Origin of the sequence: Trinickia symbiotica, from assembly GCF_003028655.1 — a bacterium.
Classification (GTDB): Bacteria; Pseudomonadota; Gammaproteobacteria; order Burkholderiales; family Burkholderiaceae; genus Trinickia; species Trinickia symbiotica_A.
On the sequence record NZ_PYUC01000001.1, the window covers coordinates 205,734 to 220,738 of the forward strand.

Sequence of the window (15,005 nt, forward strand, 5' to 3'; positions counted from 1 at the left end):
ATCGTCGACTCATGAGGAGAGCGGTCACACCCGCGAATCAACCGATATAGCAAATTGTGACATTTCATTAACGTTACAAAGCCGAATCGGTTGACACGGAATTCTGGCCAACGTAGCGGTGGGCTGCTCAGACACCGATGCAGATCAAGTCGAGCGCCGCTCGCTGCGGCTAGCGGCGCTCGCATTTGCGAATCGTTCTTATTTGACAGCCGAGTCCACGCACTTCTTGACGAAAGAGTTCTTGGCCGCGCCCGCGAGCGGCTTGCCGTTCGAGCCAACCGCGTTTGCTTCGCATTGCTTGGCGGCGGCCGTCCTCATGCACTTCTTCATGAAAGAGTTCTTCGCCGCGCCGGTAAGCGGCTTTCCATCCTTGCCCACCGCCTGCGTGTCGCAGTTGGCGGCGCCCGTCCCAGGCGCCATCGAAGCGCCGCCCGACAATGCCTGCGTTTGTCCGTACGCAATACCCGTGGTTGCGGCGAGCAGACTCACCGTTGCCACGGCAATCAATCGCTTGAACATGGCCATCCCTCCCTGATGAGCTCAGTGACCGAGCGATTCCATCTTACTCGGTGACGCCTCGAACGCATGGGGCCGCGCGATCTGTTTGATCAACAAAGCGACGCAGGCGACGAGACCCGCGATGGCAATCGTCGTGAAGACGCCCGCAAACGAAAAATGCCGGCGCGTCAGCTCCGCAACGAGGAACGAGCCCGCAATGCCGCCGAAGCGGCCGACGCCGAGCATCCAGGCGACCCCCGTACCGCGCCCCGACGTCGGGTAGAACGCGGCGGCGAGCGCCGGCATCGACGATTGCGCCGTATTCATCAGCACACCCGCGACGAATACGGCAAGCACCAACATGCCGACGTTGCCGACCGCCTGCCCGATCCAATAGACGCTGACCGCGGTGAGCGCGTAGCTTACGGCGATGACTCGGTTCGCGTTGAACCGGTCCATCAGCGCGCCGCAGACCACCGCGCCGACTCCGCCGAGCGGGAACAGCGCCGAAATCAACGTTGCGGTCTTCGCGTTCAGTCCGGCATCTTTCAACAGGATCGGCATCCAGTTGATCGACGCGTAAAAAATCACGAGGCCCATGAAATAGGCCACCCACAGCATCACGGAGCCGACGATGTACGCGCGCGAGAGGACAACGCTGACGCCTTTGCCGTGCGCTTGCGGCGCGGTCTCGGTCATCGTGAACGAGCCGGCATTCATCGCGTCGTTCGAAATACGCGCGAGCGCGGCGCGAATTCTCTCGACCGGATGTCCATTTGCGACCATGAAGCGCACTGATTCGGGCATCTTGAAGATCAGCGCGATACCGAGCAGCAACGGCGTGACGCCGCCGAGCATGAGCACGCTGCGCCAGCCGAAATTGGGAATCAGCCACGCGGCGAGAAAGCCTCCCAGCGCCGCGCCGAGCGGAAATCCGCAAAACATCAGATTGATCACCGTCGAACGGCGGCGGTTAGGACAAAACTCCCCCATCATCGTGACCGCGTTCGGCATCGCCGCGCCGAGACCGACACCGGTGACGAAGCGCAGCGCGGTCAATTGGCCGATACTCGACGAGAATGCCGACGCCAGGCAGGCGATGCCGAACAGAAAGACCGACGTGAGCAAAACGGCGCGTCGCCCGACGCGATCGGACAGCGGCCCCGAGGTGAGCGCGCCGCAAGCGAGCCCGAACAACGCCGCGCTCAGCACGGGAGCGAGGTCGGGCTTGGTCAAATGCCATTCGGTCAGCACCGATGGAGCAATGAAGCCGATCGATGCCGTGTCGAAGCCGTCCAGCAAGACGATCACGAAGCACATGCAGAAGATCAGCCATTGAAAACCGCCGAATGGCCTCTCGTCGATGAACGTCTGGATGTTGACGATCGGTTTCCCGTTCATGGGGTGTCTCCTCCTGTTGATCGCTTTAGTTCTGATCTTATCCGCCGCTCATGGTACGCCACGAACGGCGGATCTATCTACGTCTCGGCCTAGCGGCTACGCCGCTGCCAGCGATTGTCGAAGGTCACCCAATATACGGCAATGCGATTCTACAGATAGTCTTTATGTGCTACGGCGATAGTGGTCCGAGCGCAGGCAGAGCTCTTATTACATCCACGTCTCGCCGCAGCATCAGTAGAGAACGTTCTTCGCTTCGGATGAATCGAGGTTCTGCTTATCGACGACAACGACACCCGTATCGACCATCTTCGGCACCGACTTGTGCTCGATGACACTCACCACCGTCTCGATGCCCTTGTAGCCCATCTGGTACGAGCCCTGCACGGCAATCGCCTGAATCGTTCCGTCACGCACGAAGCTTTGCAGATCCTGGTTACCGTCGAAGCCGATCGCGACGATCTTGCCTCCCTTGCCCGTTTGCTTCAGCGCGCGCCCCATCCCCACAGCGGTCGGCTCGTTCGCGCCGAAGATCCCTTTCAGATCGGGATTCGCCGAAAGTGTATCGGTCGTCTGATTGAGCGCGGTCGCCATTTGCGACTGCGAATAGAAAGGCCCGACGACCTGCAGCTTCGAGTGCGCGGCGATGTACTCGCGGAAGCCACCTACGCGGCCGATCTCGGATCCCGCGCCCGGCACATAGGACATGATCGCGATCTTGCCCGTCTGCCCGACCCGGTCGATCATCGCCTTCGCGCACAGTTCGCCCGCCTTTTTGTTGTCCGTCGACAGGAACGACTGGTAATACTGCTTGCCCGAATCCGAGAGCATCGAATCGATCAGCACAACCGGGATATGCGCTTCCCACGCCTTCTTCACAGCCGGCACCAACGCATCAGGATCGGACGGCGCGAGCACGATGCCGGCGACATGGCGATTGACCGCGTTCTCGACCATATTGACTTCATCGGCAATGTCGGATTCGGCGGCCGGGCCCTGAAACGTCATCGTGTAGCCCTTCTCTTTCTCGAGCGCTGCCGTCGCGCCCTTCTGCACGTTCTGCCAGTAATTCGAGTTGACCGTCTTGACGATCACGGCGATCTCGCCGCCCGCCGCCTGCGCGCCCGTGTTGAACAACGTCAGCAGCAATGCCGATACCGCCAGCATGGAAAACTTCTTCATGTCTCACTCCTGTGGTTTTGGTTGCACTTCTTCTGCCTTACGACCTGCGGTTCCTGAGCTGATCGATCCAAACGGTGCCGAGAATCACGAGGCCGATGATGATCTGCTGGATGAAGCTCGATACGCCGTTCATGTTGAGCCCGTTGCGCAGCACTCCGATCACGAACGCGCCGATCGCGGTGCCCGAAATGGTGCCGACGCCGCCCATCAACGACGTTCCGCCGATCACCGCGCTTGCTATCGCATCGAGCTCGTACATCACGCCTTCGTTCGGCTGTCCCGTGACGAGCCGCGACATCAGCACGCAACCGGTCACGCCCGCGAGCACGCCGGACAGGACGTAGGTGAAGAGCGTCACGCCTCGCACGTTGACGCCGGAGAGCCGGGCCGCTTCCGCGTTCGAGCCCGTCGCGTAAATGTGGCGACCGAGGGCCGTGCGCGCGAGCAATACAGCCGCTACGACGAAGAGCACGATCATGATCACGACGGGATAGGGGATTCCCGGAAACGTCGTATCGGGAAATCCATCTGCCCCGATGTGCGAGACGCGAAAAAGCGCACCGTTGCCGAGCGCGCCGAACGCGTCGCCCAGATCCGATACCGGACGCGCGCCCGTGATCTGCAATGCGATGCCGCGCGCGACGAGCATCATGCCGAGCGTCGCGATGAACGGGGGCAGGCCCATGCGCGTCACGCAGATGCCGTTGACGAGCCCACATAGGCCGCCTACGAGGACACCGCCGCACATCGCCAGCGGAACCGGCGTCCCCGCCTTCACCAATAGCGCCGCGACGACGCCGGCCAGCGCGAGGACGGAGCCCACCGACAGATCGATGCCCCCGGTGATGATCACGCAGGTGGCGGCGACGCCCAGGTAGGCAATCGAGGTCACCTGCAGGCAGACCGTCATCAGATTTCCGACGGAGAAGAACGCCTGGCTCGTCACCGAGAACACGATCACGAGCAGGACCAAGCTACCGAGCGCGGCAAACTTCTGGATGAGGTCGCGGCGCCGTTGGCGCGCCGTTTTCTCGACGGCTTCGCTGCGATTCGATGTCATTTCAAGCATGGGCCCGCCCCGACGCATAATGCATGATCTCCTCCTGACTGGTGTGCTTCGTTTCGAGTACGGCGGCGACGCGACCTTCGTGGAATACGGCGATCCGGTCGGTCATCCCGAGTATTTCCGGTAGCTCGGAGCTGATCAGAATCACCCCGACGCCGTCCGCGGCGAGCCGGTCCATCAATCCGTAGATGGCGAACTTGGCGCCGACATCGATGCCGCGAGTCGGTTCGTCGAAGAACAGGATCTTCGTGCCGCGATAGAGCCACTTGCTGACGACGACCTTCTGCTGATTGCCGCCGGACAGGTTGCGTGCGATTTGGTTGACCGACGGCGTGCGAATGCCGAGCTCTCGGGTGTAGCGCTCCGCGACCGCAACTTCCTCGGAAAACCGCAGAAACCCGGCGCGCGAGGAAATCGCGCGAACATTGGCGAGCGTGACGTTCGGCGCGACCGGCATCGCAAGTGCCAGCCCGTCTTTCTTCCGGTCCTCGGACAAATACGCGATACCGTGGCGGATCGCCTCGCGCGGCGAGCGGATCACGACCTCCTTGCCGGCGAGCTCGATCGTGCCGGCGTCGAGCCGATCGGCGCCGAAGATGGCCCGGGCCACCTCAGTCCGCCCCGCTCCCATCAGGCCCGCGAAACCGAGGATTTCGCCCTTGCGCAACTCGAACGACACGGGGCCGAACGTGCCGGCGCGCCGCAATCCTTCAGCGCGCAGCATGATCTCGCCGGTCGGCACCGATTGTCTCGGCGGATAGACGTCGTCGAGCGAGCGCCCCACCATTCGCGCGATGATCTCGCTGACCGTCGTGGAGGCGAAGTCGTCCGTCGCGATGTAGCGGCCGTCCCGCAATACCGTGACGCGGTCCACGATTTCGGCCATCTCGTCGAGACGATGAGAGATATAGAGAATGGCGACGCCTTCGGCGCGCAGCTCCTTGATGATGCGAAAGAGCTGGGCCGTCTCGGACTCGGTCAGCGACGAAGTCGGCTCGTCCATGATCAGCACTTCCGCGCTGAACGTGAGCGCTTTCGCGATTTCCACCATCTGCTGCTGAGCGATCGACAAGGCGCCGACGAGCGTCGTGGGGGCGACGGTCAGACCAATTCGAGCCAGCGCGCGCTGCGCATCGGCATTGAGCCTGCGGTAATCGACGAACGGCCCGCGCTTCGGCTCGCGAGCAAGAAAAAGATTCTCGGCGACGGAAAGGTGCGGAACGAGATTGAGTTCCTGGTGAATGATCGCGATTCCGGCCGCCTGTGCTTCGGAGGAAGAGGCGAACCGAACCGGCTCGCCGCGATAGACGATGCTGCCTTCATCCGCTTGATATTGACCGCTGATGATCTTCATCAGCGTGGACTTGCCCGCGCCGTTTTCACCGCAGATGGCGTGGACCTCGCCGCGCCGCAGGTCGAGGTGGATGCCATCGAGCGCGACCACGCCCGGGAAGCGTTTGCCGACGCCCTGCAAGCGCAGGATTTCACTCCCTGGAAGCTTGTCGGGTCCGTCGTGGTGCTGGTCGGACAGACCGTGCGGCATCGTCATTCCGTCTCCTGGTCCCAGGCTGAGGTTCGGCTCTCGTTGGCGCTTTCGCGCCCGGTCCAATCCGTCAGCGGTTAGCGGCCGACCTTGGCGCGATGCACTGGTCAGTCCAATTGCGAAGATTAAAGCAGCAACCCGTCGATTTGGTCAAGCCGATATATATTTCATCGAACTGTCCTGACCAAGACGGGTAAACCCCTGTGAGTCGCGGAGAGCCGCTTCTCATAAGGGGTTCGAGCCGCTGTGCTAGACTCTTTCCGCACTCCTCCGCACTGCTCGCCAACCGATTACGATCTGCAAAATGAAGACGACAGAGCCAAAGCGGCTTTACCAATCCGTGGCCGCTCAAATCCTCGCGCTGATCCGCCAGGGTGAACTTCCGGTCGGGGAACGGCTGCCGCCGGAGCGCGAGCTTGCACAGAGGCTGGGGGTGTCGCGTCCGTCGCTACGCGAGGCGCTGGTCGCGCTCGAGATCGGCGGTCAGATCGAAATCCGCATGAGCTCGGGTGTCTACGTGCTGGACGGAGGCGCGAGAGACGAAGGGGTGATGGGTGCGCTCGGCGACAGTCCATCCGAGCTGATGCAGGCGCGCGCCGCGATCGAGGGAAGCGTCGTCGTGCTTGCCACCGCGCATATGACCGCGGCCACGCTCGACCGTCTGCGCCGCACGATCGAGCGGATGCGCCGGCTGGCCAACGCGGGCAAATCGCCGATCGAGGCCGATCGGCAGTTTCATATGCTTATCGCGGAATGCGCCGGCAATTCAGTGCTGAGCCGATTCGTGGCAGAGCTTTTCGACAGTCGTCACGACCCGCTCGCGGTCGCCATTCGCGGACATGCCGAGAGCGCACAAACGTGGACCGCGGCGGCGGACGAGCACGAGAGGATCTTGAAGGCGTTGCAATCGGGCGATCCTATCGCCGCGCAGACGATGATGCGCGCACACCTGAGTGCGTCGGAAGAGCGATGGATCAGCGGGGTGCTGAAATCGGCGGATGGCTGAGGAAGCGGGGCAACCTCACACGGCCCCGAGAGGAAGTCTCCGTGGGGACCTCCCTCCTGGGCAGTGTCTCGTGGCCACCGCACCTTCGGGCCGGGCGCTCGTCTAGCCGGTGATCTGCTTCAATAGGTCGAGGTATGCGCCGTCGATAAGCTGGCTGTCTTCGATCTCGAGTTGCTCCATCAACGAAGCCGCTTCCCGATTGCCGTCATCGGTCGATTCATCCTCCTCCAAGACGACTTCTAGCTCCATGAATTCACCGAGCCCTTCGACTTTGTCGAGGTGAACCCGGGTGCGACCGACCATATACAGCAGGCGTTGCTTCCTGACTCGACCGAGCACTCCATAGGCAAGCGCCAGGGCATCGCGCAGCGAATCCGGCGAACTTGTCGCGGAGAGGACGTAGAACGACTCCTTTGGCCCATGCTGGTCGGGGCGCTTATAGAAAATCAATTGCCCCGTGCCGTCGTCAAATTGGCGGAGCTTGAGGCGCCCATTGGCACAGTGGAAGAAAGTGTCGTCCTGATTGATGACCGTCGGCTCTTCAGTCGCCATCGGTGCGACTCTGCGAGCCAGACCCGCAACGCTTTCGATGCGAGCTTTTATTTCTACGTTCCTAGCCATTGTTGCAGTCCAATTTGATGCGACCGCTCATCCTGATCTGACGAGCGGCTGTTTGGGTAGAGCACCACGAGGCTGCGCGAGAGAGGCTCCCGCTTGACAGCCTCGGATCGCGTTGCCGCGATCGGTCAGTACTTTACCGAGTTCGCCGGCAAGTTCTGATTACATGCGATGTAATTGGCGAACGGAACGGCCGCTTCTACTCTTCGGCTGTCGCGCCGCCATTCCGGCAGCGCTCACGGCCAAGGAGATACCATGTCCCGCTATCCCGTACATACGATCGAATCCGCTCCTGCGCAATCCAAGCCAGTGCTCAATCAACTGCAACAGGCGTTCGGCCAGATCCCGAACATCGCGGCGAAGATGGCTGAATCGCCCGTGCTGATCAACGGTTTCATCGGCTTGTTCGAGCGCGTGCACGCGAGCAGTCTGACGGAACCGCAGATCCAAACGCTGTTGCTGACGAATGCCGTCACGAACGCCAGCGAGTGGCCGGTCGCGTTTCATACCGCGCTCGCGTTGAAGGAGGGCGTGCATCGCGCCGATGTCGATGCGATCCGGCACGGCCTGTTGCCTGATGATGCCAAACTGGCCGCGCTGTCGGCGTTGGCACGCACGCTGATAGAAAAGCGCGGCCGCCTCGCCGAATCGGACCAGAGGCGCTTTCTTGAAGCGGGATTCAGTGCAGAGCAGATACTAGAGGTCATCGCGGTGGTGGCGGCATCGACGATCACGAACTTCACCAGCGGCGTAACCGAGCCACCGCTCGAAGCGCAGTTCGAGGAGTTCGCCTGGCATGCGCCTGCATCCTGAGGCGTCTCTCTCAACTCCACTTGAACCACGCACGGAAATCCGATGAACGTCTCCCGTTTCGATCTCGAAGCGCCGCCGAGCGAACTCGGTGACTTGCTGCGTTACTGGCGCGACGTGCGTGGCGTGAGTCAACTCGATCTGTCGCTCGAGGCTGGCATTTCCCAGCGCCAGATCAGCTTCATCGAAAGCGGGCGCAGCGTGCCTGGCCGCGATACGCTGCTGACACTCGCGCACGCGCTTGATGTGCCGCTGCGCGAACGCAATGACCTACTCCTCGCCGCCGGCTACGCGCCCGTGTATTCAGCGGCGCCTTGGAACGCAGAGGAGATGCATGGCGTGATCCGCGCGCTCGAGCGCGTCGTTCGACAGCATGAGCCGTTTCCGGCGATCGTGATGGATCGATACTGGAACGTTCTGATGACCAACGACGCGGCGCCGCGCTTCTTCGGCTGTTTCGTCGACATGGCCTCGCGCGAAGGTCCGCGCAACATGCTGCATCTGATCTTCGATCCGCGGGGCCTGCGTCCGTTCGTGGCCGACTGGGAGACGGTGTCGCGAAGCTTGCTGCAGCGCGTGCATCGAGAGTCGGTCGGTCACATGATCGACGACGGCACCCGACGTCTGCTCGATGAACTGCTTGCCTATCCCGACGTGCCGCGCGACTGGAAGACGCATCGTGGATCGCCCACCGCGTCCATGACGCCCGTCATTCCGGTGAGCCTCGCCAGTGAGGGAGTCGTGCTTCGATATTTCTCGATGGTCACGACCGTTGGCGCCCCCCAGAACGTTGCGGCACAGGAACTGCGCATGGAATGCATGTTTCCCGCCGATGATGAAACCGAAGTGCGTCATAGGCAGCTGCTCGCACGATCTTAAAGAGGTCGGCGAGCAGCCTGTCGGCTGTGCGCACCGCGAGGGATGGCGCGTTGCGTGGCGACTATTTTTTGCGCGAAGATGCAGCATCTCTACGCCATAAAGTCGTTCATTTTCAATGGCGTACAGACATCCGCAGCGAGACTTGGCGACTATTTTGGCGGCTATTTTGGCGCGTCGACGGCGACCTGACCGCACGCAACAGAACACCCGCATTCGCCCTCCGGCGGTTCGTGGCCGGCTTTAATGCCCCGCCGCGAACGCGATTGCAGGCGACTAAGCGATGATCCGCTGGAGGAAGGCCACGCCGGACGCCACCAAGCCGCGCGAATTCCGCTTCCGTTGGTCCGATTTTTCGTCGAATGGCACGCGTCCAGCCCTCCCACCATAAGAATCATCGATGCTCCACCGCAGTAGCGTTGCATTCGCCGTTTTCAACATCGATGGAACGATCATTTTCCTTGTGTCGTTGACCGGCGCGTGCAATGGGAGCTAGGCCTTCCCACTTGTCTATTTACCGTAAGCCAACCTATGAGCGACCACATCACCTGGGTAGTCGACTTGGACGTAACCCTTGAAGAAGCACCAATCTTTGCGCAGCGAGGCCTTGAATGGCTCATCCAACAGTCCATCGTTCAGCCATTTCCTGACGTCGAGCGCTCGCTGGCCGACCTCGATCTCTATCGCCCCGGACCGAAAGCAGCAGCATGGTCAGAGCTAGTCGCCAGCGATTTACTGCAGTGCGGCCTCGAAATATCGGTGGACCGGACGGTGTTCCATACAGGAGACTCAGGCGCGGATGGAATACGCTGCCCCCACTGCGGCGTATCGCACTCGCTGGATAGCGTACCGTGGGACGAAGCGGTGGATCGATGGTGCGCAAGCCAGTCCGATGACACGCTGACGTGTCCCGCGTGCGTGAATGCGGCCAGCATCGTCGACTGGACTTTCTTCGAACTCGATTGGGGGTTCGGCAATCTCGGCTTCGGATTTAATAATTGGGTGATAGAGCCGCGCCTTGCGGAGGAACTCGGCAAAGTACTCGGCCATCGCATCAAGGTCGTACACCAACACATCTAGCCGTAGCGAGACGGGACGTCGAGCGCCTGGCAACTGTCGATGGCGTGTAGGCGCTAGCCCCGACGATGCGCGTCGGGTCGTCCGCGGCGCGCCGCGGTATACGGTCGCACCGCTCGATGATCAGAATAGGCTCACGAATGCGTCGACTCTTCTACCGTGGCCGCGGGCAGCCGCATTGCGGGCCACCATGAAGGGCGTGTTCGGGCTGCGCGACTTGGCCTTGAGAGTGCTCATCAGGCGGACTCCGCATCCTGACGCAGAACGTCCAGGGCGTCCTCCGCCTCGGTTGGCGTAACAACGAGCAGCTTCAGGCCCAAGCCGTTGAGGACCTTGAATAGCTTAGCGAGCCCGACCGATTGCCCGTTCTCGATTTTCGACAGCACGTTGTGCGTCACGCCGACCAGATCCGACGCATCGTCGATGCGCAGTTGGGAACGCGCGCGCTGGTTTCGCACGATGCGCCCCAAGGCGGCCATATCGCCCGCCAGTGGGCTTAACGAGTCATGCGGACGCGGTAAGGTTCTGGGCATAGTACAGAAAGATCCTCAATTACAAGCTTGACGAGACGAGCTTCCGACCTTGTCCAGAGAACTTAGCAATGAGGTCGGTTCGCGCCGGCGACGCCAAATAATTCAGAGATATCATCAATTATCCGGCCAGACGGCCTTAGCGGCGCCGTTATTCACCGATTTCGACAGTTATGCCGCTGGGACGTGGCCAGCCGAGGAATGGAGGGATGCGAGGAACCGGGCGCGCGAACGAGCGCAAACGAATGTGTCAAGATACCTGCGGGTCGCGGAGTCGTGACATGCGCCGACTTCAAAGAACGAGTCCTGATGAACTCCAATGGTATCCGCATCACCGGTCGACTATGCGCGCGGGTTCGGCGCATAGAACGCGTCGATCTTGGTGACGGTCACCCCCGACACAGTGACCGTTGGTTCCGGCACCTTTTTGGCGGCAGCGATCGGCGTAGGAGCCGGGAACGGATACTTGTGAGGTTCCAGCTGCTGAAGCCTCGCGCCTGTCTCTGTCGAAACGTTTGCGACGAGTCCCTGAAAGGCCCCGCTGTGATGGCAGAAGCGTGGCGCAATAAGGTTGTACCCACGGTTATCGCCCGACTGGAAATAACGGAAGATCCAATAGGCTATGATGTCTGCCATTTGAATCAGTCTTGATGCTTTGGAGTCCAAAAAAAGCGGCACTTCGGCGAAGTTGTATAGCTTCCCTTTCTGGTGGCCATCACGCTTGAAAACCTGCGACAGGTCCTGCAGCTGCTGTTCGTAGCTGCTTTTGTCGAAGATCACAAGACCGCGCTGCGGGTCCTTTTTTCGGTAAAGCGAGTACAGGTAGCGATCGAACGCAGCCGCGACATTTTCGAAGCTTTGCCGCAAGATTGCGTCCGGGGCCATCAGCGATTTTTCGATGACCGAGGCGAACACCTTCAAGTTCAGTTGGCGATCGGATAGAAGCGAAAGAATATCGACGACGGCTTGGGCTCGCGTCGCCGGGGCCACCCCTTTCCACTCATCGCGGCCGCCGTACATCACACTGCCATGGAACTCGGCCGCGTGGGGGCGGGCGGGATCGACGCGGGCACCGATTCGATCGAGCTGGTTTTCAAGCCAATGAGTCTGTCGCTCAAATATGCTGAACCCAGCCAGGACGAAGAAGGCTGAGCTTGGGTCATGTGAATGGCCAGACTCGTCAAGGTAGAGAAGGTGCATTTCTGGCCCTTAAAAGAAAACGGACCGCTTTGCGGTCCGTCGAATTGGGAAGCCGGGTGGAACAATCGTCCATCGCACCGATGTCTCAGCGCTCCCGACTACGATCAGAATCATAAACATGACCGCTGGATTGTGCAATCCAGATTCGCTTCATTCGTATGGGCACGGGCTGACCCGTCCGATTCCTGCCGGGCAGCCGCAGCGGCGATGATTAGGATCGCTCACCCGCCGAACGCCCCTCGCCATCGATAGGGGAAAAGCCCGCGCTTCACTGAGGCGGCATGCCCACGGAAGGTCTGTGGGCATGCCGCCTCAGTGGCGAGGCGCTGGATAGCGCTTGCGCTCAGACTACTATTTGGGGTCGAGGTTCCCTTTGTTTTTTTTCAACGCTTGCCGGAAAAAAGAACCCGCGACCTAGTCCTTCCTAAGGGTGTTCCCATCCAGGGGCTGGCAGCTCAACGGCCGTTGCGCCCCAGAAGCCGCACTTGTCAAGCGGGCTTGGAGGCCGGTTCGGGGCCGAGTGCGGACACTTAGCCCTGCAGTCGTCATTTGCACTTACGAGACACCGCACTCGATACCTCGATGCGCACCGGCGACTCAAAATTTCTCTTTCTCGGTGAAACTACGGCCTTTTTTGTGCGCTCACACAAACTCCGGCCGCCCCTCGAATGCCCCCAAAGCATATCGGACATTTCCGATATATACTTCTGCCAACAGCGATGCAGTCCCCGCTGGGCTTGTAGTTCTTCGCTTGATATGAAGATAGACATCGATGCCATTCACAAGGCGCTTGCGAACCCCGTGCGTCGGGAGATTCTCGCGTGGCTCAAGGACCCGGAGGCGAACTTTCCGACCCAGGAGCTTCCGCTCGACCAGGGCGTTTGCGCGGGACAGATCAACGCGCGCGTCGGCCTTTCGCAATCGACTTGCTCCGGACACATGGCCACGCTCCAAAGCGCCGGCCTCGTGACGGTGAAGCGCATCGGCCAGTGGTGCTTCTTCAAGCGCAACGAGGCCGTCATTCAAGCGTTTCTCGACTCGCTGCGATCGGATTTGTAAGGCCGTCCTCCGGCCTTGAGTCCTTTCGTCGCGTGTCGGTTGTTCGTCATCGTTCCATCGACGTAATTCGACGTCATACGGCGGGCGTACAGTCCGCAACGAGGTGATATTGCTATGCCAACACTTTTCGATCCGCTAGTCGTCGGCGACCTGACCTTGCCGAATCGCATCATCATGGCCCCGCTCACGCGTCAGCGCGCAGGCGACGAGCGCCTGCCCAATGCGCTGATGGCGAAGTACTACGCTGAGCGCGCATCGGCGGGGCTCATTCTCAGCGAGGCAACCTCCGTCACGCCTCAAGGCGTCGGCTACGCCGCGACGCCCGGCATCTGGTCCGACGAGCAGGTCGAAGGCTGGAAGGTCGTGACCGATGCCGTGCATGCCGCGGGCGGACGCATCTTTCTGCAGCTTTGGCACGTCGGCCGCATTTCGGATCCGATGTTCCTGAATGGCGAGCTGCCGGTCGCGCCGACGGCTATCGCGCCTGAAGGGCACGTGAGCCTCGTGCGCCCGAAACGCCCGTTCGTGACACCACGCGCGCTCGAGCTGCATGAGATTCGCGACGTCGTCGCCGCCTTCCGCAAAGGCGCGGAAAACGCGAAAGCCGCGGGCTTCGACGGCGTCGAGATTCACGGCGCGAACGGCTACTTGCTGGATCAGTTTCTGCAAGACAGCACGAATCGTCGCACCGACCTTTACGGCGGCCCGATCGAGAACCGCGCGCGCCTCCTGCTCGAGGTCGTGGACGAATGTATCGCCGTCTGGGGTGCACAACGCGTCGGCGTTCACCTCGCGCCGCGCCGCGACATTCATTCGATGGGCGACTCGACCCCGCGCGAAACGTTCGGCTATGTCGCGCGCCAACTCGGCAAGCGGGGCATCGCGTTCATCTGCGCACGCGAATCGCTCGGCGACGATCGTCTGGGGCCGTTCCTGAAGGAAGAATTCGGCGGCGTTTATATCGCGAACGAAGGGTTCACGAAAGAAACGGCGCAGAAGGTACTCGATGCCGGAGAAGCCGACGCGGTGGCCTGGGGCAAGCTCTTTATCGCAAACCCCGATCTGCCGGAGCGCTTCAAGCTCGATGCCGAGTTGAACACGCCGAATCCTGATACCTTCTACGCGGAAGGCCCGGTCGGCTATATCGACTATCCGTCGCTGGCGGTAGCTGCCTGAGCAGGCACATAGCATCTTAGTCTGCACCCGGTTCCGCCGGCGTCTTCCTTCCATAACGGAGGAGGCCGGCGGAGCCCGTTGCCGTTCAAGCAGCCGCGGGTTGCATGCACATTGCGCCACATCCGCCCATCGGAACAGTTATCCTTTTGTTCTCGACAAATTCGCGGATGCAGCGTTTCGCCATGACCTCCCCCACCTCGTTTGCCTACAAGGCCATCGTCACGGGCCATACGCGCGGACTAGGCGCCGCGCTCTCCGAAGTCCTTTTAGCCCGCGGCTTCGCCGTGCTCGGTGCTGCTCGCAAGCGGCATCCCGCGCTTGCCGCACGATTTCCGGACGCATTCGAGGAAGTCGAAGTCGATCTCTCCGATGCGCAAGACGTCGAAAGATGGCTCGCCGATGGAAGCGTGCAGCGATTCTTGCAAGGCGCCAGGTTGGCGCTTCTCGTCAATAACGCCGGCACCGCACAGCCGATCGGCCCATGCAGCGCGCAATCGCCCTCGGACGTGGGACGCGCCGTCGTGCTGAACGTCGCGGCGCCGCTCATGCTTTCAAGTGCATTCGCCGCGGCAACCGCAGGCGCGCCCGATCGTCGCATCGCCCACGTCTCGAGCGGCGCGGCGCGCAACGCATACGCCGGGTGGAGCATCTATTGCGCGACGAAGGCGGCCCTGGACCATCATGCGCGAAGCATCGCACTCGACGCCGAACCGGCGCTGCGCATTGCGACGATTGCACCCGGTGTCGTCGATACGGATATGCAAGCCGAAATTCGCAATGTCGACGAAGCGCACTTTCCCTCGCGCAAAAAATTTGTCGATCTCAAGCGTTCGGGACAGCTGACGTCGCCGGAGCAGGCGGCGACGAAGTTCGTCGATTATCTGCTCAGCGATGCCTACGGCCAGACGCCGACGGTCGATTTGCGATCGTTGCCGGCGCAATGACGCGGTTAGGCCCCGCCTTGCC

The 15,005-nt window shown here is 61.3% G+C and carries 15 protein-coding genes; 7 read left to right on the top strand and 8 right to left on the bottom strand.

The window, feature by feature from the left end; all coding sequences use genetic code 11:
- Positions 1-198: 198 nt before the first annotated feature.
- The 5 genes from C9I57_RS00875 to C9I57_RS00895 form a co-directional block, all read right to left on the bottom strand.
- Positions 199-519 carry a hypothetical protein gene (locus C9I57_RS00875; protein WP_107149217.1) on the bottom strand — a complete coding sequence of 107 codons (321 nt, stop codon included), beginning with the start codon at positions 517-519 and terminating at the stop codon, positions 199-201.
- A 21-nt stretch (positions 520-540) separates the two neighbouring features.
- Complete coding sequence (locus C9I57_RS00880; RefSeq protein WP_107148768.1) at positions 541-1,899, bottom strand: MFS transporter; 1,359 nt, start codon at positions 1,897-1,899, stop codon at positions 541-543.
- Positions 1,900-2,130: 231 nt separating this feature from the next.
- Positions 2,131-3,078, bottom strand: a complete 948-nt coding sequence (locus C9I57_RS00885) for an ABC transporter substrate-binding protein (RefSeq protein ID WP_107148769.1) — start codon at positions 3,076-3,078, stop codon at positions 2,131-2,133.
- Between the two features lie 37 nt (positions 3,079-3,115).
- Positions 3,116-4,147 (bottom strand): ABC transporter permease, encoded by a 1,032-nt coding sequence (locus C9I57_RS00890; protein ID WP_107149218.1) that lies wholly within the window; start codon positions 4,145-4,147, stop codon positions 3,116-3,118.
- A complete protein-coding gene (locus C9I57_RS00895) occupies positions 4,140-5,693 on the bottom strand; it encodes a sugar ABC transporter ATP-binding protein (protein ID WP_440130164.1) in 1,554 nt (517 codons plus the stop codon). The genes C9I57_RS00890 and C9I57_RS00895 overlap by 8 nt, the downstream gene beginning before the upstream one ends.
- Positions 5,694-5,991: 298 nt before the next feature.
- On the opposite strand from C9I57_RS00895, the gene C9I57_RS00900 reads away from it, so the two are divergent.
- Positions 5,992-6,693: a FadR/GntR family transcriptional regulator gene (locus C9I57_RS00900; protein ID WP_107148770.1), complete on the top strand. Its 702-nt coding sequence runs from the start codon at positions 5,992-5,994 to the stop codon at positions 6,691-6,693.
- Positions 6,694-6,795: 102 nt separating this feature from the next.
- Here the strand turns inward: C9I57_RS00900 and C9I57_RS00905 are convergent, their stop codons facing one another.
- The gene (locus C9I57_RS00905; protein ID WP_107148771.1) at positions 6,796-7,314 is read right to left on the bottom strand and encodes a class IV adenylate cyclase; all 519 of its coding nucleotides are present in this window, start codon (positions 7,312-7,314) and stop codon (positions 6,796-6,798) included.
- Between the two features lie 252 nt (positions 7,315-7,566).
- Here C9I57_RS00905 and C9I57_RS00910 point away from each other — a divergent pair, with 252 nt between their 5' ends.
- The 3 genes from C9I57_RS00910 to C9I57_RS00925 all read left to right on the top strand — a co-directional run bounded on the left by C9I57_RS00910 (position 7,567) and on the right by C9I57_RS00925 (position 10,077).
- Positions 7,567-8,124: a carboxymuconolactone decarboxylase family protein gene (locus tag C9I57_RS00910; protein WP_107148772.1), complete on the top strand. Its 558-nt coding sequence runs from the start codon at positions 7,567-7,569 to the stop codon at positions 8,122-8,124.
- Between the two features lie 42 nt (positions 8,125-8,166).
- Positions 8,167-9,000, top strand: a complete 834-nt coding sequence (locus C9I57_RS00915) for a helix-turn-helix domain-containing protein (RefSeq protein WP_107148773.1) — start codon at positions 8,167-8,169, stop codon at positions 8,998-9,000.
- A gap of 528 nt (positions 9,001-9,528) precedes the next feature.
- The gene (locus C9I57_RS00925) at positions 9,529-10,077 is read left to right on the top strand and encodes a serine/threonine protein kinase (protein ID WP_107148775.1); all 549 of its coding nucleotides are present in this window, start codon (positions 9,529-9,531) and stop codon (positions 10,075-10,077) included.
- A gap of 233 nt (positions 10,078-10,310) precedes the next feature.
- On the opposite strand, the gene C9I57_RS00930 is transcribed toward C9I57_RS00925, so the two are convergent.
- Both C9I57_RS00930 and C9I57_RS00935 read right to left on the bottom strand, forming a co-directional pair.
- Positions 10,311-10,553, bottom strand: coding sequence for a helix-turn-helix domain-containing protein (locus C9I57_RS00930; protein WP_107148776.1), 243 nt, complete (start codon positions 10,551-10,553; stop codon positions 10,311-10,313).
- Between the two features lie 393 nt (positions 10,554-10,946).
- Complete coding sequence (locus tag C9I57_RS00935; RefSeq protein ID WP_107148777.1) at positions 10,947-11,804, bottom strand: DUF3800 domain-containing protein; 858 nt, start codon at positions 11,802-11,804, stop codon at positions 10,947-10,949.
- A gap of 756 nt (positions 11,805-12,560) precedes the next feature.
- Between C9I57_RS00935 and C9I57_RS00940 the strand changes: the two genes are divergently transcribed.
- The 3 genes from C9I57_RS00940 (at position 12,561) to C9I57_RS00950 (ending at position 14,983) form a co-directional block, all read left to right on the top strand.
- Positions 12,561-12,863 (top strand): ArsR/SmtB family transcription factor, encoded by a 303-nt coding sequence (locus tag C9I57_RS00940; protein ID WP_107148778.1) that lies wholly within the window; start codon positions 12,561-12,563, stop codon positions 12,861-12,863.
- 114 nt (positions 12,864-12,977) lie between these two features.
- Positions 12,978-14,039: an alkene reductase gene (locus C9I57_RS00945; RefSeq protein WP_107148779.1), complete on the top strand. Its 1,062-nt coding sequence runs from the start codon at positions 12,978-12,980 to the stop codon at positions 14,037-14,039.
- Between the two features lie 182 nt (positions 14,040-14,221).
- The gene (locus tag C9I57_RS00950) at positions 14,222-14,983 is read left to right on the top strand and encodes an SDR family oxidoreductase (protein WP_107149220.1); all 762 of its coding nucleotides are present in this window, start codon (positions 14,222-14,224) and stop codon (positions 14,981-14,983) included.
- Positions 14,984-15,005: the final 22 nt, after the last annotated feature.

Excerpts from the sequence above, each read along its gene's own strand:
- C9I57_RS00875 (WP_107149217.1), bottom strand. The coding sequence starts at position 519 with ATGTTCAAGCGATTGATTGCCGTGGCAACGGTGAGTCTGCTCGCCGCA.
- C9I57_RS00880 (WP_107148768.1), bottom strand. The coding sequence starts at position 1,899 with ATGAACGGGAAACCGATCGTCAACATCCAGACGTTCATCGACGAGAGG.
- C9I57_RS00885 (WP_107148769.1), bottom strand. The coding sequence starts at position 3,078 with ATGAAGAAGTTTTCCATGCTGGCGGTATCGGCATTGCTGCTGACGTTG.
- C9I57_RS00890 (WP_107149218.1), bottom strand. The coding sequence starts at position 4,147 with ATGCTTGAAATGACATCGAATCGCAGCGAAGCCGTCGAGAAAACGGCG.
- C9I57_RS00895 (WP_440130164.1), bottom strand. The coding sequence starts at position 5,693 with ATGACGATGCCGCACGGTCTGTCCGACCAGCACCACGACGGACCCGAC.
- C9I57_RS00900 (WP_107148770.1), top strand. The coding sequence starts at position 5,992 with ATGAAGACGACAGAGCCAAAGCGGCTTTACCAATCCGTGGCCGCTCAA.
- C9I57_RS00905 (WP_107148771.1), bottom strand. The coding sequence starts at position 7,314 with ATGGCTAGGAACGTAGAAATAAAAGCTCGCATCGAAAGCGTTGCGGGT.
- C9I57_RS00910 (WP_107148772.1), top strand. The coding sequence starts at position 7,567 with ATGTCCCGCTATCCCGTACATACGATCGAATCCGCTCCTGCGCAATCC.
- C9I57_RS00915 (WP_107148773.1), top strand. The coding sequence starts at position 8,167 with ATGAACGTCTCCCGTTTCGATCTCGAAGCGCCGCCGAGCGAACTCGGT.
- C9I57_RS00925 (WP_107148775.1), top strand. The coding sequence starts at position 9,529 with ATGAGCGACCACATCACCTGGGTAGTCGACTTGGACGTAACCCTTGAA.
- C9I57_RS00930 (WP_107148776.1), bottom strand. The coding sequence starts at position 10,553 with ATGGCCGCCTTGGGGCGCATCGTGCGAAACCAGCGCGCGCGTTCCCAA.
- C9I57_RS00935 (WP_107148777.1), bottom strand. The coding sequence starts at position 11,804 with ATGCACCTTCTCTACCTTGACGAGTCTGGCCATTCACATGACCCAAGC.
- C9I57_RS00940 (WP_107148778.1), top strand. The coding sequence starts at position 12,561 with ATGAAGATAGACATCGATGCCATTCACAAGGCGCTTGCGAACCCCGTG.
- C9I57_RS00945 (WP_107148779.1), top strand. The coding sequence starts at position 12,978 with ATGCCAACACTTTTCGATCCGCTAGTCGTCGGCGACCTGACCTTGCCG.
- C9I57_RS00950 (WP_107149220.1), top strand. The coding sequence starts at position 14,222 with ATGACCTCCCCCACCTCGTTTGCCTACAAGGCCATCGTCACGGGCCAT.